This window comes from Allomuricauda sp. M10, from assembly GCF_020782875.1.
Taxonomy (GTDB): Bacteria; Bacteroidota; Bacteroidia; order Flavobacteriales; family Flavobacteriaceae; genus Flagellimonas.
Genome location: NZ_JAJGBN010000001.1, coordinates 356,114 through 380,115, shown reverse-complemented (window position 1 = coordinate 380,115; position 24,002 = coordinate 356,114). Strand labels below are relative to the sequence as shown.

The 24,002-nt window shown below is 42.0% G+C and carries 29 protein-coding genes; 18 read left to right on the top strand and 11 right to left on the bottom strand.

Annotated elements, in window-relative coordinates; translation table 11 throughout:
• Window positions 1–77 precede the first annotated feature (77 nt).
• From pepT to LKX84_RS01790, 3 genes are all read left to right on the top strand, one after another.
• Window positions 78–1,307: a peptidase T gene (pepT, locus tag LKX84_RS01800; RefSeq protein ID WP_228235407.1), complete on the top strand. Its 1,230-nt coding sequence runs from the start codon at window positions 78–80 to the stop codon at window positions 1,305–1,307.
• A 1-nt stretch (window position 1,308) separates the two neighbouring features.
• Window positions 1,309–1,899: a YdeI/OmpD-associated family protein gene (locus tag LKX84_RS01795; protein ID WP_228235406.1), complete on the top strand. Its 591-nt coding sequence runs from the start codon at window positions 1,309–1,311 to the stop codon at window positions 1,897–1,899.
• A 206-nt stretch (window positions 1,900–2,105) separates the two neighbouring features.
• The gene (locus LKX84_RS01790; protein ID WP_228235405.1) at window positions 2,106–3,143 is read left to right on the top strand and encodes a serine hydrolase domain-containing protein; all 1,038 of its coding nucleotides are present in this window, start codon (window positions 2,106–2,108) and stop codon (window positions 3,141–3,143) included.
• A gap of 155 nt (window positions 3,144–3,298) precedes the next feature.
• Here the strand turns inward: LKX84_RS01790 and LKX84_RS01785 are convergent, their stop codons facing one another.
• The 4 genes from LKX84_RS01785 to nusB all read right to left on the bottom strand — a co-directional run bounded on the left by LKX84_RS01785 (window position 3,299) and on the right by nusB (window position 6,505).
• Complete coding sequence (locus tag LKX84_RS01785) at window positions 3,299–4,648, bottom strand: Gfo/Idh/MocA family protein (protein ID WP_228235404.1); 1,350 nt, start codon at window positions 4,646–4,648, stop codon at window positions 3,299–3,301.
• An 87-nt stretch (window positions 4,649–4,735) separates the two neighbouring features.
• Entirely contained in the window at window positions 4,736–5,026 is a 291-nt protein-coding gene (yajC, locus tag LKX84_RS01780) for a preprotein translocase subunit YajC (protein WP_228235403.1), read from the bottom strand.
• 13 nt (window positions 5,027–5,039) lie between these two features.
• On the bottom strand, window positions 5,040–5,519 hold the full coding sequence (locus tag LKX84_RS01775; protein ID WP_228235402.1) for a DUF1573 domain-containing protein: 480 nt from the start codon (window positions 5,517–5,519) through the stop codon (window positions 5,040–5,042).
• Window positions 5,520–5,557: 38 nt separating this feature from the next.
• A complete protein-coding gene (nusB, locus tag LKX84_RS01770) occupies window positions 5,558–6,505 on the bottom strand; it encodes a transcription antitermination factor NusB (RefSeq protein WP_228235401.1) in 948 nt (315 codons plus the stop codon).
• 179 nt (window positions 6,506–6,684) lie between these two features.
• Between nusB and LKX84_RS01765 the strand changes: the two genes are divergently transcribed.
• The 4 genes from LKX84_RS01765 to LKX84_RS01750 all read left to right on the top strand — a co-directional run bounded on the left by LKX84_RS01765 (window position 6,685) and on the right by LKX84_RS01750 (window position 10,081).
• Window positions 6,685–8,439: an ABC transporter ATP-binding protein gene (locus tag LKX84_RS01765; RefSeq protein ID WP_228235400.1), complete on the top strand. Its 1,755-nt coding sequence runs from the start codon at window positions 6,685–6,687 to the stop codon at window positions 8,437–8,439.
• Window positions 8,440–8,514: 75 nt separating this feature from the next.
• Window positions 8,515–8,898 (top strand): PUR family DNA/RNA-binding protein, encoded by a 384-nt coding sequence (locus LKX84_RS01760; RefSeq protein ID WP_228235399.1) that lies wholly within the window; start codon window positions 8,515–8,517, stop codon window positions 8,896–8,898.
• A 78-nt stretch (window positions 8,899–8,976) separates the two neighbouring features.
• The gene (locus LKX84_RS01755) at window positions 8,977–9,537 is read left to right on the top strand and encodes a thioredoxin family protein (RefSeq protein ID WP_228235398.1); all 561 of its coding nucleotides are present in this window, start codon (window positions 8,977–8,979) and stop codon (window positions 9,535–9,537) included.
• 34 nt (window positions 9,538–9,571) lie between these two features.
• A complete protein-coding gene (locus tag LKX84_RS01750; protein ID WP_228235397.1) occupies window positions 9,572–10,081 on the top strand; it encodes a GNAT family N-acetyltransferase in 510 nt (169 codons plus the stop codon).
• Window position 10,082: 1 nt separating this feature from the next.
• On the opposite strand, the gene LKX84_RS01745 is transcribed toward LKX84_RS01750, so the two are convergent.
• Complete coding sequence (locus tag LKX84_RS01745; protein WP_228235396.1) at window positions 10,083–10,625, bottom strand: YfiT family bacillithiol transferase; 543 nt, start codon at window positions 10,623–10,625, stop codon at window positions 10,083–10,085.
• Window positions 10,626–10,782: 157 nt separating this feature from the next.
• Between LKX84_RS01745 and LKX84_RS01740 the strand changes: the two genes are divergently transcribed.
• Both LKX84_RS01740 and LKX84_RS01735 read left to right on the top strand, forming a co-directional pair.
• Window positions 10,783–11,421, top strand: coding sequence for a peroxiredoxin (locus tag LKX84_RS01740; protein ID WP_228235395.1), 639 nt, complete (start codon window positions 10,783–10,785; stop codon window positions 11,419–11,421).
• Between the two features lie 83 nt (window positions 11,422–11,504).
• A complete protein-coding gene (locus LKX84_RS01735) occupies window positions 11,505–11,699 on the top strand; it encodes a cold-shock protein (RefSeq protein ID WP_228235394.1) in 195 nt (64 codons plus the stop codon).
• 451 nt (window positions 11,700–12,150) lie between these two features.
• Here LKX84_RS01735 and LKX84_RS01730 read toward each other — a convergent pair whose 3' ends face one another.
• Window positions 12,151–13,083: a peptidylprolyl isomerase gene (locus LKX84_RS01730; protein ID WP_228236070.1), complete on the bottom strand. Its 933-nt coding sequence runs from the start codon at window positions 13,081–13,083 to the stop codon at window positions 12,151–12,153.
• 272 nt (window positions 13,084–13,355) lie between these two features.
• Here LKX84_RS01730 and LKX84_RS01725 point away from each other — a divergent pair, with 272 nt between their 5' ends.
• The 8 genes from LKX84_RS01725 (at window position 13,356) to LKX84_RS01690 (ending at window position 17,860) form a co-directional block, all read left to right on the top strand.
• On the top strand, window positions 13,356–13,913 hold the full coding sequence (locus LKX84_RS01725; RefSeq protein WP_228235393.1) for a dihydrofolate reductase family protein: 558 nt from the start codon (window positions 13,356–13,358) through the stop codon (window positions 13,911–13,913).
• A 36-nt stretch (window positions 13,914–13,949) separates the two neighbouring features.
• On the top strand, window positions 13,950–14,366 hold the full coding sequence (locus tag LKX84_RS01720) for a DUF5946 family protein (protein ID WP_228235392.1): 417 nt from the start codon (window positions 13,950–13,952) through the stop codon (window positions 14,364–14,366).
• A 127-nt stretch (window positions 14,367–14,493) separates the two neighbouring features.
• The gene (locus LKX84_RS01715) at window positions 14,494–15,315 is read left to right on the top strand and encodes an alpha/beta hydrolase (protein WP_228235391.1); all 822 of its coding nucleotides are present in this window, start codon (window positions 14,494–14,496) and stop codon (window positions 15,313–15,315) included.
• Between the two features lie 45 nt (window positions 15,316–15,360).
• On the top strand, window positions 15,361–15,720 hold the full coding sequence (locus LKX84_RS01710) for a hypothetical protein (RefSeq protein ID WP_228235390.1): 360 nt from the start codon (window positions 15,361–15,363) through the stop codon (window positions 15,718–15,720).
• A gap of 3 nt (window positions 15,721–15,723) precedes the next feature.
• Entirely contained in the window at window positions 15,724–16,152 is a 429-nt protein-coding gene (locus LKX84_RS01705; RefSeq protein WP_228235389.1) for a PH domain-containing protein, read from the top strand.
• Between the two features lie 102 nt (window positions 16,153–16,254).
• A complete protein-coding gene (locus LKX84_RS01700; RefSeq protein WP_228235388.1) occupies window positions 16,255–16,542 on the top strand; it encodes a hypothetical protein in 288 nt (95 codons plus the stop codon).
• Between the two features lie 119 nt (window positions 16,543–16,661).
• Window positions 16,662–17,270, top strand: a complete 609-nt coding sequence (locus tag LKX84_RS01695) for a PepSY domain-containing protein (RefSeq protein ID WP_228235387.1) — start codon at window positions 16,662–16,664, stop codon at window positions 17,268–17,270.
• Window positions 17,271–17,275: 5 nt separating this feature from the next.
• Complete coding sequence (locus LKX84_RS01690; protein WP_228235386.1) at window positions 17,276–17,860, top strand: TMEM175 family protein; 585 nt, start codon at window positions 17,276–17,278, stop codon at window positions 17,858–17,860.
• A 21-nt stretch (window positions 17,861–17,881) separates the two neighbouring features.
• Here the strand turns inward: LKX84_RS01690 and LKX84_RS01685 are convergent, their stop codons facing one another.
• Both LKX84_RS01685 and LKX84_RS01680 read right to left on the bottom strand, forming a co-directional pair.
• Entirely contained in the window at window positions 17,882–19,264 is a 1,383-nt protein-coding gene (locus tag LKX84_RS01685; protein WP_228235385.1) for a M20/M25/M40 family metallo-hydrolase, read from the bottom strand.
• Entirely contained in the window at window positions 19,264–20,145 is an 882-nt protein-coding gene (locus LKX84_RS01680) for a PPK2 family polyphosphate kinase (protein WP_228235384.1), read from the bottom strand. Before LKX84_RS01680 ends, LKX84_RS01685 begins: the two co-directional genes overlap by 1 nt.
• Before the next feature lie 179 nt (window positions 20,146–20,324).
• Here LKX84_RS01680 and LKX84_RS01675 point away from each other — a divergent pair, with 179 nt between their 5' ends.
• Window positions 20,325–21,032 carry a hypothetical protein gene (locus LKX84_RS01675; protein WP_228235383.1) on the top strand — a complete coding sequence of 236 codons (708 nt, stop codon included), beginning with the start codon at window positions 20,325–20,327 and terminating at the stop codon, window positions 21,030–21,032.
• Between the two features lie 4 nt (window positions 21,033–21,036).
• Here LKX84_RS01675 and LKX84_RS01670 read toward each other — a convergent pair whose 3' ends face one another.
• The 3 genes from LKX84_RS01670 to LKX84_RS01660 are packed head-to-tail and all read right to left on the bottom strand — an operon-like array spanning window position 21,037 to window position 24,000.
• Complete coding sequence (locus LKX84_RS01670) at window positions 21,037–22,200, bottom strand: sigma-54-dependent transcriptional regulator (protein ID WP_228235382.1); 1,164 nt, start codon at window positions 22,198–22,200, stop codon at window positions 21,037–21,039.
• 10 nt (window positions 22,201–22,210) lie between these two features.
• Complete coding sequence (locus tag LKX84_RS01665; RefSeq protein WP_228235381.1) at window positions 22,211–23,068, bottom strand: DUF6268 family outer membrane beta-barrel protein; 858 nt, start codon at window positions 23,066–23,068, stop codon at window positions 22,211–22,213.
• A gap of 44 nt (window positions 23,069–23,112) precedes the next feature.
• Window positions 23,113–24,000 (bottom strand): mechanosensitive ion channel family protein, encoded by an 888-nt coding sequence (locus LKX84_RS01660; RefSeq protein WP_228235380.1) that lies wholly within the window; start codon window positions 23,998–24,000, stop codon window positions 23,113–23,115.
• Between the last annotated feature and the right edge of the window lie 2 nt (window positions 24,001–24,002).

The following is a 24,002-nucleotide window of genomic DNA, read 5'->3' as shown; positions in this document are numbered from 1 at the left end:
AGGGAAAGATACTTTTTTAATCCGTTCGAAATTCAAAATGTGCCCGATTAAGCCTTATTTTTGATGAAACGCCCAACATGGAAAAACTACTGCCCCGTTTTCTGGACTATGTGACGACCGATACCCAGAGTGACCCTTATTCCAAATCGACCCCAAGTACCGAAAAGCAATGGAACTTGGCCAAAAAGCTGGTGATGGAGTTACATCAAATTGGTTTACAAGAGGTTTCCATTGATGAAAATGCCTATATCATGGCCACTTTGCCCAGTAACATGGACAAAAAAGTGCCCACCATCGGTTTCATTTCGCATATGGATACGTCACCCGATTTTTCTGGGAAAAATGTAAGGCCCCAGATCATTGAAAACTACGGCGGCAATGACATTGTGTTGAACAAGTCAAAGAACATTGTGTTGTCTCCCAATTACTTTGAAGACCTTTTGCAATACAAGGGCCAAACCTTGATCACCACCGATGGAACTACCCTTTTGGGCGCCGATGACAAGGCAGGGGTAGCAGAAATTGTTACCGCCATGGAATATTTGGTGCAACATCCCGAGATCAAACACGGCAAGATCCGTATTGCCTTTACCCCTGATGAAGAAATTGGCCGAGGGGCCCATAAGTTTGATGTGAAAAAATTTGGGGCCGATTGGGCCTATACCATGGATGGCAGCCAAATTGGGGAACTGGAATACGAAAACTTCAATGCAGCCAAGGCCAACCTCACCTTTACGGGGAAAAGTGTACACCCTGGTTATGCCAAGAACAAAATGGTGAACGCCATAGGCATTGCCAATGAATTTTTAAGTCTGCTCCCACCAAGGGAAGTTCCTGAACATACCACAGGCATGGAAGGCTTTTTCCATGTGCACAAGATCAAGGGTGAAATTGAAAAAGCCGAGATCGAGCTCATCATCCGGGACCATGATGCCGTTCATTTTGAGGCCAGAAAAGAGTTGTTGCAAGACATTGTAGCCAAACTCAACCAAAAGTACGGGGACTATGCCAGTTTGGTCATTGAGGACCAGTACCGCAACATGCGCGAAAAAGTGGAACCCGTTTTCCATATTGTGGAAATTGCCGAAGAAGCCATGAAGTCATTGGGCATTGAACCCATCATTAAACCCATTCGGGGCGGTACCGACGGCTCGCAATTGAGTTTTATGGGTCTGCCCTGCCCCAATATCTTTGCAGGCGGACATAATTTCCACGGAAAATATGAGTATATTCCTTTGGAAAGCATGCAAAAAGCGGTGGAGGTCATTGTGAAAATCTGTGAACTGACCGCCAGTCAAATCAAGTAAGATGGAAAGATCGGAAAAACTAGAAGCCTTTTATGAAAAAGAACATCCCTTTAAGGACGGAATTGCACTCTTGCGCGAGTTGGCCCTCCAAACGGATTGCCAGGAGGATTTTAAATGGAGTTTTCCGGTGTACACCGTAAATGGTAAAAACGTTTTTGGCATTAGTAAATTCAAAGGCTATTTTGGTGTCTGGTTTTTTAATGGAGCCCTAATGAGCGATCCGAAAAAAGTGCTAGAAAATGCCCAAGAAGGCAAGACGAAGGGCATGCGACACTGGAAATTCTTTTCGTTGGACGAGGTGGATAAAAAAGGTGTAACAGCTTACATGCAAGAGGCCATCCAAAACCAAAAAAAGGGAATTGAACTAGCCCCTGCCAAACCCACAAAAGCCGTAATCCCAGAAATTCTCCAAACCAAATTAGCCGAAAACGCAAGTTTAAAAAGTGCTTTTGACGCCTTTGCCCCCTACAAACAGAAAGAGTTCTGTGAATATATTACCGAAGCCAAACAAGAAGCCACCAAATTGCGTAGGCTGGATAAAATCCTTCCTATGATAGAAAAAGGGGTTGGTTTGAATGATGGATATCGGTAGGGCAATGTATTATGAACAGTTACGCAATTCCTCCATATATTTTAACTAGAAAACCAACTTCACTTACCTGTGCTGAACTTGATTCAGTATCGGTCGATATAATTAACTTGTGCTGAGCGAAGACGAAGTATTAAAAACGATTCATATCTAATAACGTTATGCACAATTTGATAAAGTAAAGCATCGCACTGAAATAGAATGACATTATGAAAAAAAAACAGATAAAACGAATACTAAAAATCGCATTTATTATTGCTAGCATAAGCTCCTTATATTTCGTGCCATGGATTTTGGTACGAGCATGGATAATGCCACTGCCTGATACGGTTCAAGAACAACTCAACGAAGGAATTAATTATGGATTTGATGGAATGATTGTTTATGTGGACGAAGCGGGAAAGCCGCCAGAGTTTTATGCCTCAGGCTTGCATGACCGAAAAAAGAAAATACCTGCCTACCCGCAAGCCTTATTCAAAATTGCGAGTATTACAAAGTTATATATCGCTGTTGCTACCACAAAATTAGTAAATGAAGGGAGTTTGTCATTGGATAAAACACTTGCTGAATACTTTCCAGAACTTGCGGAAAGAATTGAATATTCAGACAAGATAACCTTGAGAATGATGGTACAGCATCGAAGTGGCATTCCCAATTTTGTTGACCATCCTGATTATTGGATAAATCCGCCAAAAAACAGACTAGAAACACTTGAGTACGCCCTTGATTTGCCAGCCGACTTTGAACCAGGTGAAGATTATGGTTATTCAAACACCAATTATATGCTGATTGAGGACCTTATTGACAAAACGTTGGGCTATCCTCACCAGCAATACATCAAGGAGAGAATATTAACTCCACTTGGGCTGAAACACACTTTTGGTTCTATTAGTGAAGTAAACATCGACGATGTAATGAGCGGCTATTATGTTGGCCTTGAAACCGATTTCAAATATGAAGTTACAGGCTTAATGCTGGCTACAGCAGAAGATGTGGGTATATTCTTGAGGGCGTTAAACGATGGTTCGGTGTTTAATAAAGGTGAACGGGAAATTTATTCTTCAATTTACGTTTATGAACATACAGGGCTGATCCCCGGATATCAAAGCATTGCAAAATACTACAAAGACATGGACATGGTTGTTATCCAGTTCAATAATACAACTAATTTTAATGGATATGACTGGAATTTAGCGGAAATCATTTATGGCCGAATTGTCAAAATATTAAAGAAAAAAAGCTCATAACAATATATATACAAAATTGGCGCGCCATTAGTAAAATCAAGGGCTGTGACCAGCTTTAAATTTTGACGGTTTGATAGATTTGAAGCCTGCAATCGCCTATTTGCAAATACTCACCGATAAATGCAATATAACCCTGAAACATAACAAGTCGAAACTTACCCCATCTTCGGGAACTTCCAGCCGTTATGGTATTCGTTCATCAGTAAGGCATCGGCTTTTGGATTATTGAACTTTTTGTTTTCCGCATCCCAGAACAAGCGTTCGCCTGTTTTATAGGCAATATTGCCCAAGTGGCTCACCATTGCGGCATCATACCCCACTTTTATGGGTGCTTTTAGTATTGATGCATCTCTTGTTTTAACGGCCTCCAAGAAATTTTTGGTATGTAGTCCCAAACCTTGGCCAATTCCTTTTTGTAGGGGAACCGGTTCTATTTTGGGTCCCAAATCTTTGCTCCAATGCGGACGGTCATGTTCGGGGATTACTTCCCAACCGCCACGGTCCAGCACCAAGGTACCGTTGTTCCCGATAAATGCCACACCATGGTTTCGGCCATAATTTCCGCCATCAATGCCCGTAGCATGTTCCCAAAGGAGGGAAAAATCACCAAAATCATAAACGGTCTGCAAGGTATCCGGTGTTTCGGCCGCATCATCAGGGTACGCAAATTTACCACCCATGGCCATCACCGATTTGGGGTCGGAAGCTTTCATACCAAAAAGGGCATAATCGATCATATGCACACCCCAATCGGTCATTAAACCGCCTGCGTAGTCCCAATACCATCTAAAGTTAAAATGGAACCGGTTTGCATTGAAAGGTCTGCTTTCTGCTGGGCCCAACCACATGGCATAATCTACTCCGGAAGGTACAGGACTGTTGGGCAACACAGGAATGGATTGCATCCACCCTTGATAGGCCCACGCCTTTACCAAACGTATTTGTCCCAATTTCCCTGAATGCACATAGCTGATGGCATCCACAAAATGGGGCTCGCTGCGTTGCCACTGTCCTATTTGCACCATTCGGTCACTGGAGTTCACCTTGGCCAACATGGCCTCGCTTTCGGCCACAGAATTGGCTATCGGCTTTTCGCAGTACACATCCTTTCCGGCATCTACGGCATCCGTAAGTTGCAGGCAATGCCAATGGTCCGGCGTTCCAATGATGGCAATGTCGATATCCTTATCTTCCAACATTTTGCGGTAATCGGTGTACCATTTTGGCTTTTTGATACCTCCCTTTTCCAGTTCGGCTGTTTTTTCACGTAGTACATTTTCATCCACATCGCAAAGGGCCACCACTTCCACTTCGCTGTTCTGCAACATGGAGCTCAAATCGGAAAACCCCATCCCGTTACAACCAATAAGTCCCACTTGGATCCTATCATTGGGACTGATGGTCCTGCGGATAGAGGCCAACATTTCGGTCGGGAACATAAAACTGGCGCCTAGTCCAGCCATTCCCAAAGAGCTTCTTTTTACAAATTGCCTACGTGTGTTCATGCGTTTTAAATTTGGAATAAGATACAAAAAAAACGTCCCTTGGAACATTGCGTTTCAAGGGACGTTTTAGATAAAACTATTTGTACACTATTTACTTTCTTCAGTAGTGTTCAATTTTTTGCTCATCTCCATGGAAATGGCAGAACGATCGAACTTTAAACGGCCGGCCATGGTTTCGATGACACAGGAAAAATCCTTGTCGTTCAATTCCACTATCTTACCGTGAAGACCACTTTTAGTGATGATGCGATCTCCTTTTTTCAATTCTGAAGTAAATTTTTTCTCATCCTTCTGACGTTTCATCTGCGGACGTATCATAAAAAAATACGCCACGGCAAAAATCATGATCAGAGGTAAAAAATTCCCGAGGTTTTCCATTTAAATCTCCTCCTTAATTAACAGGGCCAGCTGGCATGGCCTCAGGGGCATTAACAAAAGCCTTGATCCTCAAGATTTCGGAACCTTTGGCGGTATTGGCCGTTACGGTGATGGTCTTGGTCACCTGGTTTTGTCCAGATCCGTTGAACTTTACCAAAAGCTCACCGGTTTCTCCTGGAGCGATCGGAGTGTTCTTTGGATATTCTGGCACAGTACAGCCACAACTGCTTTTTGCATCGGTAATGATCAAAGGAGCATCACCTGTATTGGTAAACTTGAATACGGTTTCTTGTGGGGTACCTCTTTGAATAGTACCGAAATCGTGCTCTGCTGTTTCAAAGGTCATTACTGGAAGTTTCTTCTGTGCTTCGTCCCTGGTGGTAGCGCTTTCAACATTGTCGGCAACTATTTTCTCAGAAGCTTTGTCCTTGCAGGAAATGCTCATCAAAGCAACCGCTGCAATCAAACTAAAAACTGTTGTGATTCTTTTCATGATTAAAATTTGTTTTCCCAAAATTAAACAAATATTGTTTATTGGAGGCCTCTTCCTATTTTTTGCAACCTTCCTGATGTTTTATACTCTTTCGCAAGCTTGTCCAAAACCCCATTGATAAAGATGCTGCTCTTGGGTGTGGAGTACTCCTTTGCTATCTCCAAATACTCGTTCAGGGTCACCTTTTCCGGTATGGAGGGGAAGTTGAGCAACTCGCAAATGGCCATTTTCAAAATGATGGAATCAATCTCGGCGATACGGTCATTGTCCCAGTTGGGGGTCTTGCCCTCAATTTCCTTTTCCCACTTGGCGTCGTTCAACAAAGTCTTGGTCAACAGTTCGTTGGCATAATCCATATCCTGTTGGTCCTTCAGCAAGGCCGGAAGAAAGAATCGGTCCGCAGACGTTTCATTGGCCTTTTTCAATCTTTTGATGATATAAGTGTTCACGATCGGAAAATCGTCTACCCAGGTCAATTTTTCATCCTCGAAATAATCGTAGACCTTATCATTTGGAGCAATGATCTCACGGAAAAGTTGCAACACCACGTCACGGTCTTCCTCATAACTGCTCTTGCCACTGGTCATGTATGCCTTGTAGATGTCACTACCGGTAACCTCCTTATATAGGATTTTGATGTACTCCTCATTCAGATACCAATTGTTCAACTTCCTTTTGGAAAGTTCATTCTGCAAGGCTTCGTTGTTGGCGATTTGAAGCAACAAACGGTTCTTGACAAACTTTTCGCGGTCGGGGAAATTGTCCTCTTCTGTGGCGAGGTATTTTTTATTGGCGTGGTTGACGTGCATTTCGGCCATCCGATGGAGTTCGGCCAAAAGGCTCAACATTAGGAGATAGAGCACATACATGTTTTCTATACTCACTCTTAGGAATTTTTCCTGTTTCACCAAGGAATCGTCCTTGGACTGGATCAATGCATAAATGCACTGCATCACTTTTACTCTGATATGCCTGCGGGTAAGCATTTGTAAGAACTTTTAAAGTCGTTGATTGGCTTTCACCCCGCAAAAGTAATCTTATATTTCAATCTTACCTATCAAAGTTGTTTTCTTATCAGTTTTATAACATTTAGTTTGTGCCCAATGGCATATATTTGCTGGATTGTCTTTAGACACAGACACTCAAAAAACTGCCTTTCCCTTTTATGAAGGAATTAAAACACCTCAATAAATACTTTAAAAAATACTGGTTAAAACTGCTGATTGGTATTTTGATCACCATCATTGCACGTATCTTTTCATTGGTACTGCCTTCGTATGTAAACAAGTCCATTCAGGCCGTGGAAGACTTTTTGGCTGAGACCATTACCCTAACGGATGCCAAGGAATTGTTGTTACAATACATCCTGATCATTGTGGGTACTGCCATTTTATCCGGACTTTTCACCTACTGGATGCGCCAGACAATCATCAACGTATCGCGTTATATTGAATACGACCTTAAGAATGAGGTATTCGACCATTACCAATTGTTGAGCCTTAATTTTTACAAAAAACACAGGATCGGGGATTTGATGAACCGGATTAGTGAAGACGTGAACGAAGTTCGTATGTATGCCGGTCCGGCCATTATGTATGGCATCCAAACCTTAACGCTATTTGCCTTTTTGATTCCGCTTATGTTCATCAAGGCGCCAACATTGGCTGCCTACACTTTGCTGCCCTTGCCTATTCTATCGGTATTGATCTATCAGATCAGCAAGGTGATCCACAAAAGAAGTACCAAGGTGCAGGAGTTCCTTTCCAATTTGTCCACCTTTACCCAGGAATCATTTTCAGGTATTTCGGTGATCAAGGCCTATAGTATTGAACCTAGGATCAATGCGGAATTGCGCGATTTGGCGAATGACGGAAAGGATACGAGTATGGCTCTGGCCCGTGTAAATGCATGGTTTTTCCCTTTGATGATCTTGTTGATCGGTATCAGTAACATATTTGTCATCTATATTGGGGGGAGCCAATACATCAACGGTGAAATTGAATCCGTTGGGATCATTGCGGAATTCATCCTCTATGTGAACATGCTCACTTGGCCCGTGGCCATCGTAGGCTGGTTAACATCCATCATCCAAAGAGCCGAAGCATCCCAAAAAAGGATCAATGAATTTTTAAAGCAAGAACCAGCGATTCAAAATAATGTACTTAAACCGACTCCTATCCAAGGAGATATCGAGTTCAAGAACGTAACCTTTACCTATGAGGATACCAATATCACGGCCTTGAACAATATTTCGTTCACCGTAAAGGCAGGGGAAACCATTGCCATATTGGGAAAAACCGGGGCCGGTAAATCCACCATCCTCGATTTGGTGGCACGTTTGTACGATCCTACTTCTGGCGAGGTTTTAGTGGATGGTGTTTCGGTCCAGAAACTCAATTTGGACAGCTTGCGTGGTGCCATTGGAGCGGTACCACAGGATGCTTTCCTCTTTTCGGACACGATTCAGAACAACATCCGATTCGGGAATGAAAACGCTTCTTTTGATGAAATTGTGAAAGTGGCCAAACAGGCGGTGGTGCACAAAAACATTGAAGGATTTGCCAAAAAATACGACACTATTCTGGGCGAAAGAGGTATTACCCTAAGTGGTGGACAAAAACAACGGGTATCCATTGCAAGGGCCTTGTTGAAAGATCCTAAAATCTATCTGTTTGATGACTGTTTATCCGCCGTGGATACCGAAACGGAGGAAGAAATCCTGAACAACCTGAAAAAAGTTTCGGCCAGCAAGACCACGTTGATCGTTAGTCACCGGGTATCTTCTGCCAAAAATGCGGACAAGATCCTTGTGATGGACAACGGCAAGATCATACAGGAAGGCACCCATGAGGAGTTGAACAACGTGGATGGCTATTACAAAGAGCTTTACATCAACCAACTCTCTGGCAAAGAATCATAAAAAAGTTGCTGAATTAGCATTTTTTTTACATTTTTGGTAACATAATTCAACATAGTACCAAATACACTATACCATATGGGCGAGAAAGAATTAATGGATCAAGAGGAGATATACTCGAAAGTCCTAAGGGCAGGAAGAAGAACTTACTTTTTTGACGTTAGAAGCACCAAAGCAGGGGACTATTACCTAACCATTACCGAAAGCAAAAAGTTTACCCATGACGATGGTTCTTTCCACTACAAAAAACATAAAATCTATTTGTACAAGGAAGATTTCACGGCTTTTAAGGAAATCATGGAGGAAATGATGGACTACATCATTGATGAAAGAGGTCAGGAAGTGATTTCTGAGCGTCACCAAAAAGATTTCAAAAAAGAGGACGAAGACGAAGAAACCAGCTTTAGCGAAAATGGTTCTGCAACCGGTAGTTTTACCGATGTGGACTTTGACGACATCTAGGATTTCTTTCCGAAAACATACTGAACGGCCTGCTATTTTGCAGGCCGTTTTTTATTTTTGAATTGACAAAACATTACCATGGCAAGAACACCCAGCAACATGCTCGCCCTAGGCACAAAGGCTCCACATTTTGAATTGTTGGATACCGTTTCCAATACCCTGCTTTCATTGGAACAAGTGACGGGCAAAAAAGGCACGGTGATCATGTTTATCTGCAATCATTGCCCTTTTGTGATTCATGTGAACCCGATGATTTCCAAATTGGCCAAGGTGTATGAACCGTTGGGCATTGGTTTTGTAGCCATTTCCAGTAACGATGTGGACAATTATCCCCAAGACGCGCCGGATCTGATGAAAATCAAGGCCAAGGAGGAAGACTACAGCTTTCCCTATTTATATGATGAAACCCAAGAAGTGGCCCAGGCTTACGATGCTGCCTGCACCCCTGATTTTTATCTATTTGATGAGAATGAATTACTGATCTATCGCGGTCAGTTGGACAATTCGAGGCCGGGCAACGGCATTCCACTAACGGGAACCGACCTTAAAAATGCCATGGATGCACTTTTGGTCGGAAAGGAAATCGATCCAGATCAAAAACCAAGTTTAGGCTGTAACATTAAATGGAAGCAAGCCTAGTATGCAAACATCGTCACAAACACAGGTCCTTCAGATGATTCCAGTTGACCCATCGAATTTGGACATCTATACCTCCGTAGGTACCCGATCGTATCGGGAACATTATTTGCATTTATGGGAAAATGAAGACCCCACACCTTACATTACCCATGGTTTGACCAAGGAGGCCGTACAGCGTGAACTGGAAGACAAAAACAACCAACATTTTTTGATCCAATATGATGGGGCAACTGTGGGCATCCTTAAATTGGTAACCGATTGTGGTATTGATGAAATTCCTAAAGAGACCGCGTTAAAAGCCGAAAAAATCTACCTACTCCAAGAATATTCCGGCAAAGGATTGGGCAAAAAGGTGCTTCAATTTATTGAAGATTATGCCCGTTCCATTGGTAAGAAAAAAGTTTGGTTGGATACCATGCAAAAAGGGAATCCCGTCTTCTTCTATCAAAAAAATGGATATGTGATCAAAAGGGAAAGCGAAGTCACCCTACTTGGAGCCAAGACTTCTGAAAAACCGATGTGGATCCTGACCAAAAATCTTTAGACTACCAGCCTTCCCGCAGGATCAAATTGGCAATATGGGCATAGTGATGGTTGCTGTGCCAAGCGTATCTGCCAACATTTTCATCCAAACTAGTAGGCAAATTGCCGTCCGGATGGATAAATTGCTTCTTAAAATCTTCTTTGGAAAGTCCCTTCAACAGATAGACCAACTTGGCGTGTACGGCCCTTAAATGATCTAGCGACATTTGAATGGGTGCTGTTCGGGTATCAAAAAGTTCGGCCCAAGCTTTTTCATCATAAGCTTTGATAACCGGGTCATTCTCCGTTAACGCCCATTTAAAACGGATATAACTGTTGTGGTGACTATCGGAAATGTGGTGCACCACTTGCCTAACTGTCCACCCGCCTGGCCGGTATGGGGTTTCTAATTGTGATTCGTTCAATGGTTTTACCAAGTCTTCCAATCGCTGGGGCAAATGTTCCAAAACGGAAATCCATTCGTGTAAAAGGTCTTCTGTAATGATTGAGGGTTTTTCAAATTTCCCGATGGGATAGCGGAGTTGTTCCAAAGTTGTGTTTTCCATAATTCAAAAGTAACAAAGTTTAAATCGAGACAGCTTATCCATTCATCATATGCAGGGCAAAGATTTTTAATACACTTTTAACCTAAAATAATCCACGGTCCCGATTTATCTACTAAATTTGTAGGATAATGATTTTTCAACACTAAAAACAATATATATGGCAACTCTTAGATTGGGTGATACCGCTCCCGATTTTACAGCGGTAACCTCTGAAGGAACCCTGAATTTTTATGATTATTTGGGTGATGGTTGGGGAATTCTGTTCTCCCACCCTGCCGATTTTACACCGGTCTGTACCACCGAATTGGGTACTGCGGCCAAGTTTAAAGGGGAATTTGACAAAAGAAACGTGAAAATGATGGCCTTGAGCGTGGACGGTGCCGAATCGCACAAAGAATGGATCAAGGATATCAACGAGACCCAACACACCACCGTAAACTTTCCGATCATTGCCGATGAGGATAGAAAGGTTTCCGACCTGTACGACATGATCCACCCGAATGCCAATGACACCTTTACCGTGCGCTCGGTATTCATCATCGGCCCGGATAAAAAAGTAAAATTGATCTTGACCTATCCTGCTTCAACAGGTCGTAACTTTTATGAATTGTTGCGTGTTGTGGATTCTTTGCAATTGACCGCCAACCATAAAGTAGCGACTCCTGCCAACTGGGAACACGGTGAAAAAGTAGTGGTAAGCCCCGCAATACCTACCGAAACGGCCAAGGAAATGTTCGTAAAAGGAGTGGAAGAAATCAAACCGTATCTGCGTTTGACACCCGATCCAACGGCATAACAATTATTTAATCAATAAAAATACCTAATTATCAATAAATTAAATGTACATTCGCGGCTCATTTAATTTTTTTAATTTTTATTATGGCTAAAGGAACAGTAAAATTCTTCAACGATTCTAAGGGCTACGGCTTTATCACCGAAGATGGTTCAAAAAAAGATCACTTTGTACATGTCTCAGGTTTGGTAGACGAAATTAGAGAAGGTGATGTTGTAGAATTCGAACTACAACAAGGTAAAAAAGGAATGAACGCCGTTAATGTACAAGTAATAGATTAAGGTATCAACACACTTTTTTATATGTAAAGCCTGGGCAAATGTCCGGGCTTTATTTTTTATTGCATTTTTTACGCAACCTATTTCATATTCACAATCTACTTTATACAAACAAGTTTTGTTCCCCCCAAAACCATTAACCCTATAACTGCATGAACACTTTTTTTGGAGTACTCTCGTTTCTTTTGCTCATTAACGTTCTTTTGCTCTTTTTGAGCGTGAATGGGTCCAAAAAATAACGAAAAACAGCAATCTATACATTTTGAGCAATAGGTAGGGTATTTTTTCGTTGGATTGTTATACGAAAAAACACACACAACCATGAATACCTTTTTTAGCGTTTTGCTTTGCCTATTGGCCTTAAACCTTTGTTTGCTCCTTTTGAGTGTGAACCGATCCAAATAAAAAAGCTCCCATTTCTGGAAGCTTTTCCTTATTCTGTAAGTGAGGTAAACTACTTCACTTTCATCAATTCTACATCAAAGATCAAGGTTGCATTGGGGGGAATTACACCACCTGCTCCTGCACTACCGTAAGCCAAGTGTGACGGAATCACAAACCTCGCCTTATCACCCACTTGCAATAAGCCGATACCTTCGTCCCAACCTGGGATAACTTGACCGATTCCCAATGTAAAATCTATGGGTTGGTTTCTTTTAAAGGAAGAATCGAAAACCTTTCCGTTCGGTAATGCGCCTTCATAGTGTACTGAAACCGTTTTGCCTCTTTCGGCTTTGGGTCCGTTCCCCTTTTGAATGATTTTATATCGAAGGCCACTGTCAGTTTTATCAAAACCAGCTGCCAACTTTTCCATTTCGGCTTCTGCTTGTGCCTTGGCCTCTGCAATACGTTTGGCTCTTGCTCCTTCAAAAACCCTAAATGCCTCAATAGCGTTCCAATTTTGGGCTTCGTCCCCTACCCTTACAATTTCCAAACTATCGATGGTATCACCCTGAGAAATAGCATCCACTACATCTTGGCCTTCCACCACATGTCCAAAAACGGTATGTTTTTTATCCAACCATGGGGTGGCCACATGGGTGATGAAAAACTGGCTTCCGTTGGTACCAGGTCCGGCATTGGCCATGGACAGAACCCCTGGAGTATCGTGCATTAGATCGGGATGGAACTCATCATCGAACTTATAACCTGGATCTCCTGTACCTGTTCCGAGCGGACATCCACCTTGGATCATAAAGTCGGCAATCACCCTATGAAATTTCAACCCATCGTAATAAGGTTTTCCTTGAGGTTTTGCCTCATTCTCCATATTTCCTTCTGCCAGTGCAACAAAGTTACCAACTGTTCCTGGGGTTTTATCATGGGTAAGTTTTACCAATATTTCCCCTTTTTTGGTATTGAACTTAGCATAAATTCCGTCTTGCATTTTTTTATTTTTAATAGGATTATTCGATTTCTCGACCTTGGATTTTTCCAAGGTTGCAAAGGTAAGGGTTTTATGGTGCAATACCTTGAAATGGGCTGGATTAAAGTACATCTAAAACTTTATTTTTGAGAACGGTTTTAGTGCCAGAGTTTGCAAAACCCAGATTGAAAATATGACTCATTTCCTTTTTAAAAAAGTGGTACATTTAAATCTTGATGTGTTGGACAACAAGTATTTTCAAAAACACTTCAACCAATAATTAACTCATTTCCATGTCACCAAAACCCTTTACTTTGACCCTTCACATGGTAGCTAGTCTTGATGGTTTCATTGCCAAAAAAGACAACAGTATGGGTTGGTTCGATACATCGGACAGTTATGAAAAAGGTGTGTCCGGACAAGACCCGGAAGCTTTCCTGAAGACCATTGATTGTTATGTGATGGGCTCCAAAACCTATGAACTAGCCCTTGAACTTTCCAAAAATTATGGATGGGTCTATGGGGACAAACCCACCATTGTGATTACCAATAGGGAACTGACCGATGAAAGACCCAATATTGAATTCTATTCGGGTGATCTTATCAAATTGGTTGAAGAACATTTAAAACCAAAGTACAAGAATGTTTGGATTGTGGGTGGTGCCCAACTTGCCAAAGACTTCATCAATCTGAAATTAGTGGATGAAATTCGTATGGGCATCCTGCCCATTCTTCTTGGGAACGGATTGCCCTTTTTTGACCAGCTTGGCCAGGAACTTCCCTTGCACCTAAAAGATACCACAGCCTACAAAAATGGCATGGTGGAACTTTGTTACGAGATTAAAAAGTAATTCATCTTCGGAATGAAAGTGGCAAACTGAAGGGTAATGGAAAAAGAGTTTCACGAATTGGCTTTTTATACCTTATCGCACAAAAGCGAGGCATTTATCCATCAACATATTGTGGATGCCTATGCAGCTCAGACCGCCGATCTTCATACAAAACCTATCACTGTTGTATTTGCACTAGTTGGTCTATTTCTGCATTTGGAAAAAGGTTTTACAGGAAAAGAAGTGCAACTTTTCCATATGAAAATGGCGGATAACAAAAGAAATTGGCCCAACATATCGCTTCCCGATAATAGAGGTGCAATTCAAATTTCCAATGTTTTGGCAGTTCCTCCGGGACCAAAACGGGACGAAATAATCCATAGTTGGTGCTTATCCGTTTGGGATGCTTACATAGAAAGCAAATCGGTCATTATAGCATTAGTGGAATCGTATTTAATATCTGGCGGTCCATAAGCTTGATGACGTGATTTTATGGTACTCGCTATCCAATTTTTCCGATTATCCATTAAATTAGAAGGCTAAAGTCAGATTCACATCTAAAACCAACATGAACTATCAAACCTACCAAAACCCTAACCAAATGGTAAAAACGATACTATCCATTTTTCTTTTATTGGCCACCACAAGCCTTTTTGCTTCTACCGTGGACACGGTTGCCATTTACAGTCCATCCATGCAGAAAAACATCAAATGTGTCGTAATAAAACCGGACAATTATTCGGATTCGGATAAAAAATATCCGGTGGTCTATTTGTTGCATGGGCATAGTGGATCGTATTCCTCTTGGTTGGAAATTGCCCCAAACCTGAAGGATTATGCAGATGAACACCAAATGATCTTGGTCTGCCCTGATGGTGGTTACAACAGTTGGTATTATGATAGCCCCATCGACCCAAAGCGCAAATATGAAACCCATGTGAGCAAGGAGGTTGTTGCCTATGTTGATGATCACTACCGAACTATTGCCGACCGAAACCATCGTGCCATTACCGGCTTGAGCATGGGAGGACATGGCGGTTTTTACTTGGGATTACGCCACCCCGATGTTTTTGGGACTATGGGCAGTACAAGTGGCGGGGTAGATATCACCCCTTTTAAGAAAAATTGGGAGATTTCGGAACAGATCGGAGACACGATTAATTACAAAGACAATTGGAAGAACATGACGGTCATCAACATGCTCGATGTTTATCCTACCGATAGCCTTTCCATCATTTTTGACTGTGGCACCGACGATTTCTTTTACGAAGTGAACAAGGCCTTGCACAATAAGATGTTGGAGATGAAAATTCCACATGATTATATTGAACGACCAGGAGAACACAATTGGCCGTATTGGAAAAATTCCATTGAGTACCAGCTCGTTTTCTTTAAAAACTATTTTGAAAAAAACGGTTCTTAAAAATAACCCTCCAGCAATCAGTTGTAACACATTAAAATTGAAAACATGATTAGGATAATCTTAGGCATTTTTGTTGGATACGCGTTTTTTGTGTTCACCTCACTTCTATTCTTTAACCTAAGTGGACAAAATCCGCACGGATATCCTACTATTGGATTTGCCTTATTGACCGCATTGTATGGCGCTGCAACTTCGTTCATATCCGGACTTTTGGCCTGTTGGATTGCCAACAAGAAGAATTTACGCACCAATTATATTTTGGCCGGGATCATAGCCGGATTCGCAACTTTTTCCCTATTTAAATCGGAGGGCAACCATTGGACACAGATCATTGCCATTTTCATTTTTGCCCCGGTTTCCATTTTGGGCGGGTGGTTTTTAATGAAGAAATCCAAAAGAGCATAATTGATGAAATTCAACAGTAGAAAGGATATTTTATTCAGTTCCATTATTGCTGTCGTTATCTTGTTGATAATGGCACCATTGGTAATCGACATTTTTTCCAATAAAATGAATTCCATCAACTACTTTTCACTTGCAATTGTTTTAGGAGTTACCTTCTTTTTACTCTGGATGTATTTTGGCACCCGATACGAACTTGCGCCCGATGGACTGGTGTATCAATGTGGACCGATGAGAGGAAAAATCAGCTATGACCGTATCAGGGAAATTGAGAAAGGAAAAACCTTGTGGGTTGGATTAAAACCTGCCACTGCCAGAAAGGGCCTCATCGTAAAGTTTGATAGGTTTGATGAAATCTATATCAGCCCGGATACCAACGAAAGTTTCATTGAAAAGATATTGGAAAAAAACCCTGATATCAAAATTTCAGAATAATTGAGATTTTGGAAAAACTTCGCTCTACCTTGGATTTCAGGTTAATCTTTCCCTAAATTCTTTTAAAACCCTTTTGTCTACCGTACCTAAAATAATTTAGCCATGCTTTCAACGAAACGACCACTGACCATATTGGGAACTGTTGCCCTGCTTTTACTGATTCCCTTGGTTGCCATGCAGTTTACGAGTGACGTAAATTGGTCGTTGAACGATTTTGTTGTGGCGGGTATTCTTCTGGTGGGTGTTGGGTTTGCCGTGGACCTGATCCTTAGAAAAGGAAGAACACCGAACAAGAAATTGTTATGGATCTCGGCCATCATTGTTCTCTTTCTACTAATTTGGGCCGAATTGGCCGTTGGGGTTTTCGGTTCTCCTTTAGCTGGAAGTTAAACACCCTTTCTTCAAATGGAATAGGTCAACCATAGTACGGATGACCAAGTGTTAATCCTTTGTCCGTTGCTTTAGCCTTTCACATATTTTGATGATCTTTAGGCTTCAACCAAACAAGAATGGGCAAACGGACACAACAGGCCAAAATACTTCGGATTTTTAGAAAAATACACAGAACCACCGGAGCTTTATTATTCATCTTCTTTTTTTTCATTTCAATAACCGGGCTCATTTTGGGTTGGAAAAAAAATTCCAATGGTATCATACTTCCCGAAACCCAAAAAGGCACCACGGCAGAATTAAAAGATTGGCTTCCTGTGGACAGCCTCCACACCATAGCCTGTGCCGCCTTGCATGATTTGGTTTCGCCCGACCTTTCTTTGGAGTTGGACCGTATCGATATGCGAAAACAAAAAGGTTCCGTAAAGTTCTTATTTGTGGATGCCTATTATGAAGTACAGTTGGATGGCGCAACAGGAAAAGTACTTTCCGTAGCACAAAGAAAATCGGATTTCTTGGAAAATGTGCATGATGGTTCCATTTTGGACCGATACCTGGGCACGGATGGATATATCAAACTAGTCTATACTACGGTGATGGGCATTAGTCTGTTACTCTTTACCATAACCGGATTTTGGCTATGGTACGGCCCGAAACGAATGCGACAAGCTGGTAAGACCAAACCAGAGAATTTACCTAAACAACCCAATTATCAACCTTTAAACTGAACATTATGACCAAGGGAAGAATGGAAGCTTTTAGTGATGGGGTGCTGGCCATCATCATCACCATTATGGTCCTAGAAATCAAGGTACCCCACGGAAACAGTTTTAACGACCTGCTGCCCCTTTTGCCCATTTTTTTAAGTTATGTACTCAGTTTTATTTACTTGGGCATTTATTGGAACAACCATCATCACATGTTGCATACCGTAAAAAAGGTGAGTGGTAAAATCCTGTGGGCAAATCTGCATCTTTTATTTTGGTTGTCCTTGGTACCCTTTGTTACCGGTTGGATGGGTGAAAACCATTTCGCAGCGGAAACGATGGCCTTGTACGGTTTCATCATGTTGATGGCCGCCATTGCCTATTTTTTTCTTCAAAATTCCATTATCCATTCACAAGGTGAAGGTTCCCTACTTAAACATGCCGTAGGAAACGATTTGAAAGGAAAACTTTCCCCAGTGCTCTACATCATCGGAATTGCAATGGCCTGGGTAAACGAATGGATTTCTGGAGCCATGTTCGTTTTGGTGGCCATCATTTGGTTGGTACCCGATAAACGAATCGAGAAAATCCTAAAAAGTGAAGGGGAATAATCCCTACTACCCTTTTATTTTTTAGTTGGGAACAGTACCGTATTTATCAATAAGATATACCAGACTGGCCATAGTCGCTGCACCCAGTTCCAATTCGCGCTTGTTCACGTGTTCAAAAGTGTCGTTTTCGGCATGGTGATAATCAAAATAGCGCTGGGTATCAGGTCTCAATCCAGCCAGTACAATACCATCATCCTTCAAAGGCCCAATATCCGCACCGCTTCCTCCTTTTTGAAATACATGGATCAAATACGGCGCAAACAAATCTCTCCAGCCTTGTATCTGTTCAATATTTTCATCGGAGGCATCTATGGAAAATCCCCTTGGGGTAAAACCACCTGAATCACTTTCCAAGGCAAAAACATGTTGTTCATTGTTGTTACGGGCCACTTCGGCATATTTATTACCACCACGCATGCCGTTTTCCTCGTTCATAAATAAAACCACACGTAGGGTACGCTTGGGTTTGTATCCGGTTTCTTTCAACAAGCGCAAAACATCCATACTTTGCACGCACCCTGCACCATCGTCATGGGAGCCATCACCTAAATCCCAAGAATCCAGATGACCACCAACCACCATAACTTCTTTAGGGTAAGTGCTTCCGGTAATTTCCCCGATCACATTGTAAGACTGTACATCTTCATACTGTTTGCAGTTCTGTTTGAAATAAAACTTAGTATTGGGATTCAATTTTAAGGTAGCGCTCAACAATTCCGCCGCATTGGTACTAATGGCAGCGGCAGGTATCCTTTGATTTACAGGAGTATCCCCATAACGCATGGATCCTGTATGCGGATAATCGTCCAACCTGAGGTTCATGGAACGAACAATGACACCCAAAGCCCCGAATTTGGCAGCTTCCACCGCACCCGAAGCCCGTTGGTCCACACAACCGGAATAGGCTTCAAATGTGTTGATGAGAGTGGGATCCATCGGTCTGTTGTAAAAAACGATCTTGCCTTCAATCTTGGCCCTACCCAACTTTTCCAGTTCATCCAATCCCTTCACCTCAACAATATTGGCCTTTAGGCCACCATCCGGTGTAGCCACTGAACCTCCCAAAGCGCAAATGGGCACATTGGTGGTAAGTCCAGGGGAAGTTTCAAAATAAGCAAATTCAGGAATTCCCCTCACCCACTTGGGCACCATTACGGGCTGGAGCCATACCTTATCCAACCCAAGAGCATCCAATTGGGTTTTGGTATAGTCCACTGCGTGTTGGGCCTGTACGGAACCTGAAAGTCGGCCACCAATTTGATTGGACAAATAGTTGAGCCAATCATAGGCCTTTCCTTTGGTCAACGCCATATCGTAAATGGCCTTGAGCTGTTTTTCGTCTTCAGTCTGTGAAAAAAAGGGGGTACTGGCCAATAATACGGCCAATAGGAGAACTTTTCTCATTAGGATTCTTTTTCCAATTCTTGCTTAAAGATTTCTAAATTAGCTTTTATTTCATCATCCAACTCGGGTTCCTCTATATCTTTGTATTTTTTTAACGCTTCCAGCATAATGGCGGCCACAATGACCCTTGCCCCCTTCTTACTGTCGGCTGGGATCACGTACCAAGGCGCATGTTCGGTAGATGTTTTGTTGATGGCTTCCTCATAACATTCCTGATACTTTTCCCAAAGTTTTCGTTCCGCAAGATCGCCCGGTGAAAATTTCCAGTTTTTTTGTTTCAGTTCAATCCGCCTTAATAGCCGATGGCGTTGTTGGTCTTTGGATAGGTTCAGGAAAAATTTGAAAATGATCGTTCCGTTCTCCGCTACATGTTGCTCAAATTCATTGATTTGCTGGTAACGTTTCTCCCAAAATTCGGCATCTATATCCGCAACAGATTCAACCCCCGGCAAACTCTCGCCCAAAATATATTCAGGGTGCACCTTGGTCACCAGCACATTTTCATAATGGGTACGATTGAACACTGAGAATTTGCCACGTTCAGGTAAGGCAATGTAATGTCGCCATAAGTAATCGTGCTTTCTTTCTAGGGAAGTAGGCACCTTGAAACTGTGCACCACAACACCTCGCACATTGAAATCCTTGAAAACTTCCCGAACAAGGCTGTCCTTTCCCGCAGTGTCCATCCCTTGCAAACAGACCAGTACACCATATTTTCCATGGGCGTATAGGGTATCTTGAAACTCACCCAATTTCTTTCGTATATCCTTTAATTCCTCCTTCAGTTCCTTTTTGGTGGCACCAAGATCATCAAAGGTGGGTTCATTGGCCAGTTTCACTGCATCCTGCACCAAAAACCTTTGTGTGTTTATTTTTTCCATAGGAATGAATATAAGTCTTTTTCAGCATTCGCTCAACTACCCAACAAAGGTGTTGTTCATCGATTTATTTACCACTCGTGGGTATAGATGGCATTTTATCGATTTTTTAATCTTTGACAGAATTTACCCACGTAACTTAGTGATAATCAAACACGCATTGTCCCAAATCAAGAAGCGTTATGAAAGCAAGGAAAATAATCCTACTTATTGCCTTTGCCCTTGGGCTACTAGGCTTTTGGCTGATGACCGCCTTTTCTACCAGGAATGCCTGCGAGTATGCCAACTCCAATTTGATCTATATCAAAAATAAGATTGAGGACGCTGTCCTGGCCGAAAATATCGATATGGCCAAATACCACGCCTACAAGGCTTTGAATGGTATTGAAAAGACCCGAAGCAACTTTTTGGATTGTGGTTGTGATGGCGCCATAGAAAGTTTGGAGGGTGCTTTGATGGAATTGAAATTTGCAACCAAAACCGAATCATTGAAGGCCTCCAAATTGGCCTTGCACAAAGCTTTGGAAAATACCATGATCGGTATTAAGGTCCTGAAAGTGTTTGAACAGGAAAACGCAAGTAATTATAACGATGATATCTTGGTAATGAACACCAAGGAAGTTTTAGATCATGACAATGCTTTGTTTTTGACCCAAAATAGCTCGGTGAAGGAGCAGGTACATAGCTGTCTACTAGGTTTTGAAACTTCTTTGGAAAAAGTGGTTACCGATGTGGATTGTGAAGACGCTCATCGTTTTATCACCAATATTTATGAAGAATCGCGATTGATCCTCTTAAATACGAAGTTATCCCCACACAAAAAAGAATATCATCAAAGGGTGATGACGCTATCCAGTGAAGCCCTTGAAAAATTGGGGAATTGTAAATAAGAATTTATTTGCTGGCGAAGAGTTTTACATCTTCTTCGGATACTTCCTTGCCTCCCAGAATGATCAATCGTTCCACCACGTTGCGAAGTTCCCGCACGTTTCCGGTCCAATCGTACCCTTTAAGCAAATCAATGGCTTTTTTGGAAAATGCTTTTTGGGCAGATCCTTGCTCCGAAGCTATCTTTTGGGAAAAATGGTCTATCAGTAGCGGAATATCGTCCCTTCGGTCGTTCAATGCGGGTACTTTTATCAAGATTACCGCCAATCGATGGTAAAGGTCTTCCCTGAACTTCCCTTCTTCTATTTCCTTTTTTAGGTCTTTATTGGTGGCTGCGAGTACACGAACGTCAACTTTAATGTCTTTATCGGAACCCACACGATAAATCTTGTTCTCTTGTAGGGCCCTCAAAACTTTCGCTTGGGCGGAAAGACTCATATCACCAATCTCATCCAAGAAAATGGTTCCTTGGTTGGCAGCTTCAAATTTACCTGCACGATCCTTTACAGCAGAGGTAAAGGCTCCTTTCACATGTCCGAACAATTCACTTTCTATCAATTCTGAAGGAATTGCGGCACAGTTCACTTCAATAAAAGGGGCGGCGGAGCGTGGACTTTTTTGGTGCAGCCAGTGTGCCACCAACTCTTTCCCTGTACCGTTCGAGCCTGTGATCAATACCCGAGCATCGGTTGGGGCTACCTTTTCGATCATTTCCTTTATGGTCCCAATTTCTTCACTGTCCCCGATCATTTCATAATTCTTGGAGACTTTTTTCTTTAAGATCTTGTTTTCGGCGACAAGCTCCTTTTTGTCAAGTGCATTTCTAACCGTAGTCAACAATCGGTTCAAATCGGGTGGTTTGGAGATATAATCAAAGGCTCCTAAGCGCATGGTGTTCACTGCGGTATCCAAATCCCCATGGCCTGAAATCATAATAAAGGGGATTTCGGGTTTGATTTTTTTAGCGGCTTCCAACACTTCCACCCCATCCATTTTGGGCATTTTGATATCGCAAAGCACTAAGTCAAAGTCTTCCTTTTTAATGGTCTCGATTCCTTGAAGGCCATCCTCGGCTTCCATTACTTGGTAGCTATCACTTTCTTCGGCCAATATTTTAACCAAAACCCTTCTGATCGCTGATTCGTCCTCTATCACCAATATCTTTGACATACCTTATCTTTTAAAAAATTCCAATCTTGAAGCCAGTCCTAATATAAAGATTTGACTCGTCATTCAACAAAAATACATTCCCTTGCTCATCGTTCCTCAATTTGCCTTCTTGTACCAATGATCTACCTACCATGGCAAAAAGTGCCATGCGTTTTGAAACATTGTATTGATACCCCACAGTGCCCAGCAACGAGGTGAGCGAAATTTTTGAGGCCAACTGGCCATCCTCCAAAAGAATGTTGTTCTGGAGATTTATAAAATACCCATCCAAGAATAGTGCCATTTCAAAAACATGTTTTTTGGATGCGTAATATTTCAGATCGGAACGCGGAATTCCAAGGGTAAAGGCCCAATCGGGATGAAATCTCCTGTAATAGTTAATCAAGGGCAATGGTACCGGAAGACCCGTGGTACTGTTATAGGTTAGACCTAAAACGATGCGATAGGGTTTTTCGGCATTTGGTTTTTCCTTCCAGAAGGTTGCCGTGGCATTCAAAAAAAAGTCATCGGTGGTGGTTCCGTTGATAAAATTGGATGCCATTCGAGGGGTAAGAATGGCCACAATGTTCCAGTTTTCGTTCCATTTGGTGATATAACCAAAGTTCATATCAATGAGATGGAACCTGATCAACTCTTTTTTATCAAAGGGGTAGTTTTCCGTGTAACCCATATCAAAACGATTGTATTCCAATCCCGTGATGAGATAATCATTTTTTGCATTGATTTTTATGGGTAAATTGAAAAGTGCCTTGTAGCGCTGGGTTTTTATACCCGTATCGTTTGGGGGCATATTCAGGTATTCTACCCGAAGAACATCGGTGCTCTGGGAGAAAACCAGACTGCTGCAAAACAGTACTAGGAAGGCCAACAGCCCCCAATTAGCACTATGGTGAAATGAGGTTTTTATATCTTTTAAGATTTTGGCTGAATAATATGTACATCGCGTTGTGGGAAAGGGATGCTTATGTTGTTCTCCTTGAACTTGGCGTTGATCTTGTACCGCAGTTCGCTTTTTATCCTGGGATCCCTAAAACTGTCGTTGGTGAAAAAGTTAATAGAGAACATCAGTGCCGAATCCCCAAAATCATCAAAAAGGACAAAGGGTTTCGGGTTTTTCAATATTTGCTTTTGAGATGCGGCCACTTGCTCCAATAATTGGGTCACTAAAACCACATCACTTCCATAGGCTACACCAATAGTGACCTTTTCCCGTGTTGTTTTATGGTTTTGGGTATAGTTGTAAACAATATCACTGATGAACTTGTGGTTGGGCAAGATCAACACCTTATCATCCCGGGTAATGGCACGTGTGGTGCGTAGCTTTATTTCAAAAACTTTTCCAACCTTACCATCCACTTCCACAACATCACCCACTTGCAGGGATTTATCAATAATGATGAAAATTCCTCCCAACACATCCTTGAACAATTCCTGAAGGGCCAGACCCAAACCAACAAACAAGGCCGCTGATGCGGTGATCACCAAGGTAATATCGATCCCGGCGGCGCTGAGGGTAACCAGAACGGCCACGATATATATGACATAGTTGGTGAACTTAAAAACACTGGTGAATTTTTGCTGGTCCTCCACTTCCATTTTTCGGGTAAGGAGATACCGAAGCCATTTTAAAAGAAACTTGGTGGCCACCAAGGCAAGCGTAAGTAGTAAAAGAAGTCCAATGGTCAAATTGATGGATTTTTCACCTTGACCAAGATGAATACCCATATCCAGAAACTCCTTAATGGTCCCCCAGATATCTTCCTTTATAATTTCCTTTATTTCCTCCTTACCTTCTTGCATAG

Bases quoted from the DNA above. Each gene is read 5' to 3' on its own strand.
- LKX84_RS01660 (WP_228235380.1), bottom strand. From the start codon at position 24,000: ATGCAAGAAGGTAAGGAGGAAATAAAGGAAATTATAAAGGAAGATATC.
- LKX84_RS01735 (WP_228235394.1), top strand. From the start codon at position 11,505: ATGGCTAAAGGAACAGTAAAATTCTTCAACGATTCTAAGGGCTACGGC.
- nusB (WP_228235401.1), bottom strand. From the start codon at position 6,505: ATGCTTACCCGCAGGCATATCAGAGTAAAAGTGATGCAGTGCATTTAT.
- LKX84_RS01675 (WP_228235383.1), top strand. From the start codon at position 20,325: ATGAAAGCAAGGAAAATAATCCTACTTATTGCCTTTGCCCTTGGGCTA.
- LKX84_RS01730 (WP_228236070.1), bottom strand. From the start codon at position 13,083: ATGCAAGACGGAATTTATGCTAAGTTCAATACCAAAAAAGGGGAAATA.
- yajC (WP_228235403.1), bottom strand. From the start codon at position 5,026: ATGGAAAACCTCGGGAATTTTTTACCTCTGATCATGATTTTTGCCGTG.
- LKX84_RS01750 (WP_228235397.1), top strand. From the start codon at position 9,572: ATGATTCCAGTTGACCCATCGAATTTGGACATCTATACCTCCGTAGGT.
- LKX84_RS01755 (WP_228235398.1), top strand. From the start codon at position 8,977: ATGGCAAGAACACCCAGCAACATGCTCGCCCTAGGCACAAAGGCTCCA.
- LKX84_RS01745 (WP_228235396.1), bottom strand. From the start codon at position 10,625: ATGGAAAACACAACTTTGGAACAACTCCGCTATCCCATCGGGAAATTT.
- LKX84_RS01695 (WP_228235387.1), top strand. From the start codon at position 16,662: ATGGGCAAACGGACACAACAGGCCAAAATACTTCGGATTTTTAGAAAA.
- LKX84_RS01795 (WP_228235406.1), top strand. From the start codon at position 1,309: ATGGAAAGATCGGAAAAACTAGAAGCCTTTTATGAAAAAGAACATCCC.
- LKX84_RS01760 (WP_228235399.1), top strand. From the start codon at position 8,515: ATGGGCGAGAAAGAATTAATGGATCAAGAGGAGATATACTCGAAAGTC.
- LKX84_RS01740 (WP_228235395.1), top strand. From the start codon at position 10,783: ATGGCAACTCTTAGATTGGGTGATACCGCTCCCGATTTTACAGCGGTA.
- LKX84_RS01680 (WP_228235384.1), bottom strand. From the start codon at position 20,145: ATGGAAAAAATAAACACACAAAGGTTTTTGGTGCAGGATGCAGTGAAA.
- LKX84_RS01685 (WP_228235385.1), bottom strand. From the start codon at position 19,264: ATGAGAAAAGTTCTCCTATTGGCCGTATTATTGGCCAGTACCCCCTTT.
- LKX84_RS01690 (WP_228235386.1), top strand. From the start codon at position 17,276: ATGACCAAGGGAAGAATGGAAGCTTTTAGTGATGGGGTGCTGGCCATC.
- LKX84_RS01700 (WP_228235388.1), top strand. From the start codon at position 16,255: ATGCTTTCAACGAAACGACCACTGACCATATTGGGAACTGTTGCCCTG.
- LKX84_RS01785 (WP_228235404.1), bottom strand. From the start codon at position 4,648: ATGAACACACGTAGGCAATTTGTAAAAAGAAGCTCTTTGGGAATGGCT.
- LKX84_RS01705 (WP_228235389.1), top strand. From the start codon at position 15,724: ATGAAATTCAACAGTAGAAAGGATATTTTATTCAGTTCCATTATTGCT.
- LKX84_RS01765 (WP_228235400.1), top strand. From the start codon at position 6,685: ATGAAGGAATTAAAACACCTCAATAAATACTTTAAAAAATACTGGTTA.
- LKX84_RS01790 (WP_228235405.1), top strand. From the start codon at position 2,106: ATGAAAAAAAAACAGATAAAACGAATACTAAAAATCGCATTTATTATT.
- LKX84_RS01670 (WP_228235382.1), bottom strand. From the start codon at position 22,200: ATGTCAAAGATATTGGTGATAGAGGACGAATCAGCGATCAGAAGGGTT.
- LKX84_RS01775 (WP_228235402.1), bottom strand. From the start codon at position 5,519: ATGAAAAGAATCACAACAGTTTTTAGTTTGATTGCAGCGGTTGCTTTG.
- LKX84_RS01725 (WP_228235393.1), top strand. From the start codon at position 13,356: ATGTCACCAAAACCCTTTACTTTGACCCTTCACATGGTAGCTAGTCTT.
- LKX84_RS01710 (WP_228235390.1), top strand. From the start codon at position 15,361: ATGATTAGGATAATCTTAGGCATTTTTGTTGGATACGCGTTTTTTGTG.
- LKX84_RS01720 (WP_228235392.1), top strand. From the start codon at position 13,950: ATGGAAAAAGAGTTTCACGAATTGGCTTTTTATACCTTATCGCACAAA.
- LKX84_RS01715 (WP_228235391.1), top strand. From the start codon at position 14,494: ATGGTAAAAACGATACTATCCATTTTTCTTTTATTGGCCACCACAAGC.
- pepT (WP_228235407.1), top strand. From the start codon at position 78: ATGGAAAAACTACTGCCCCGTTTTCTGGACTATGTGACGACCGATACC.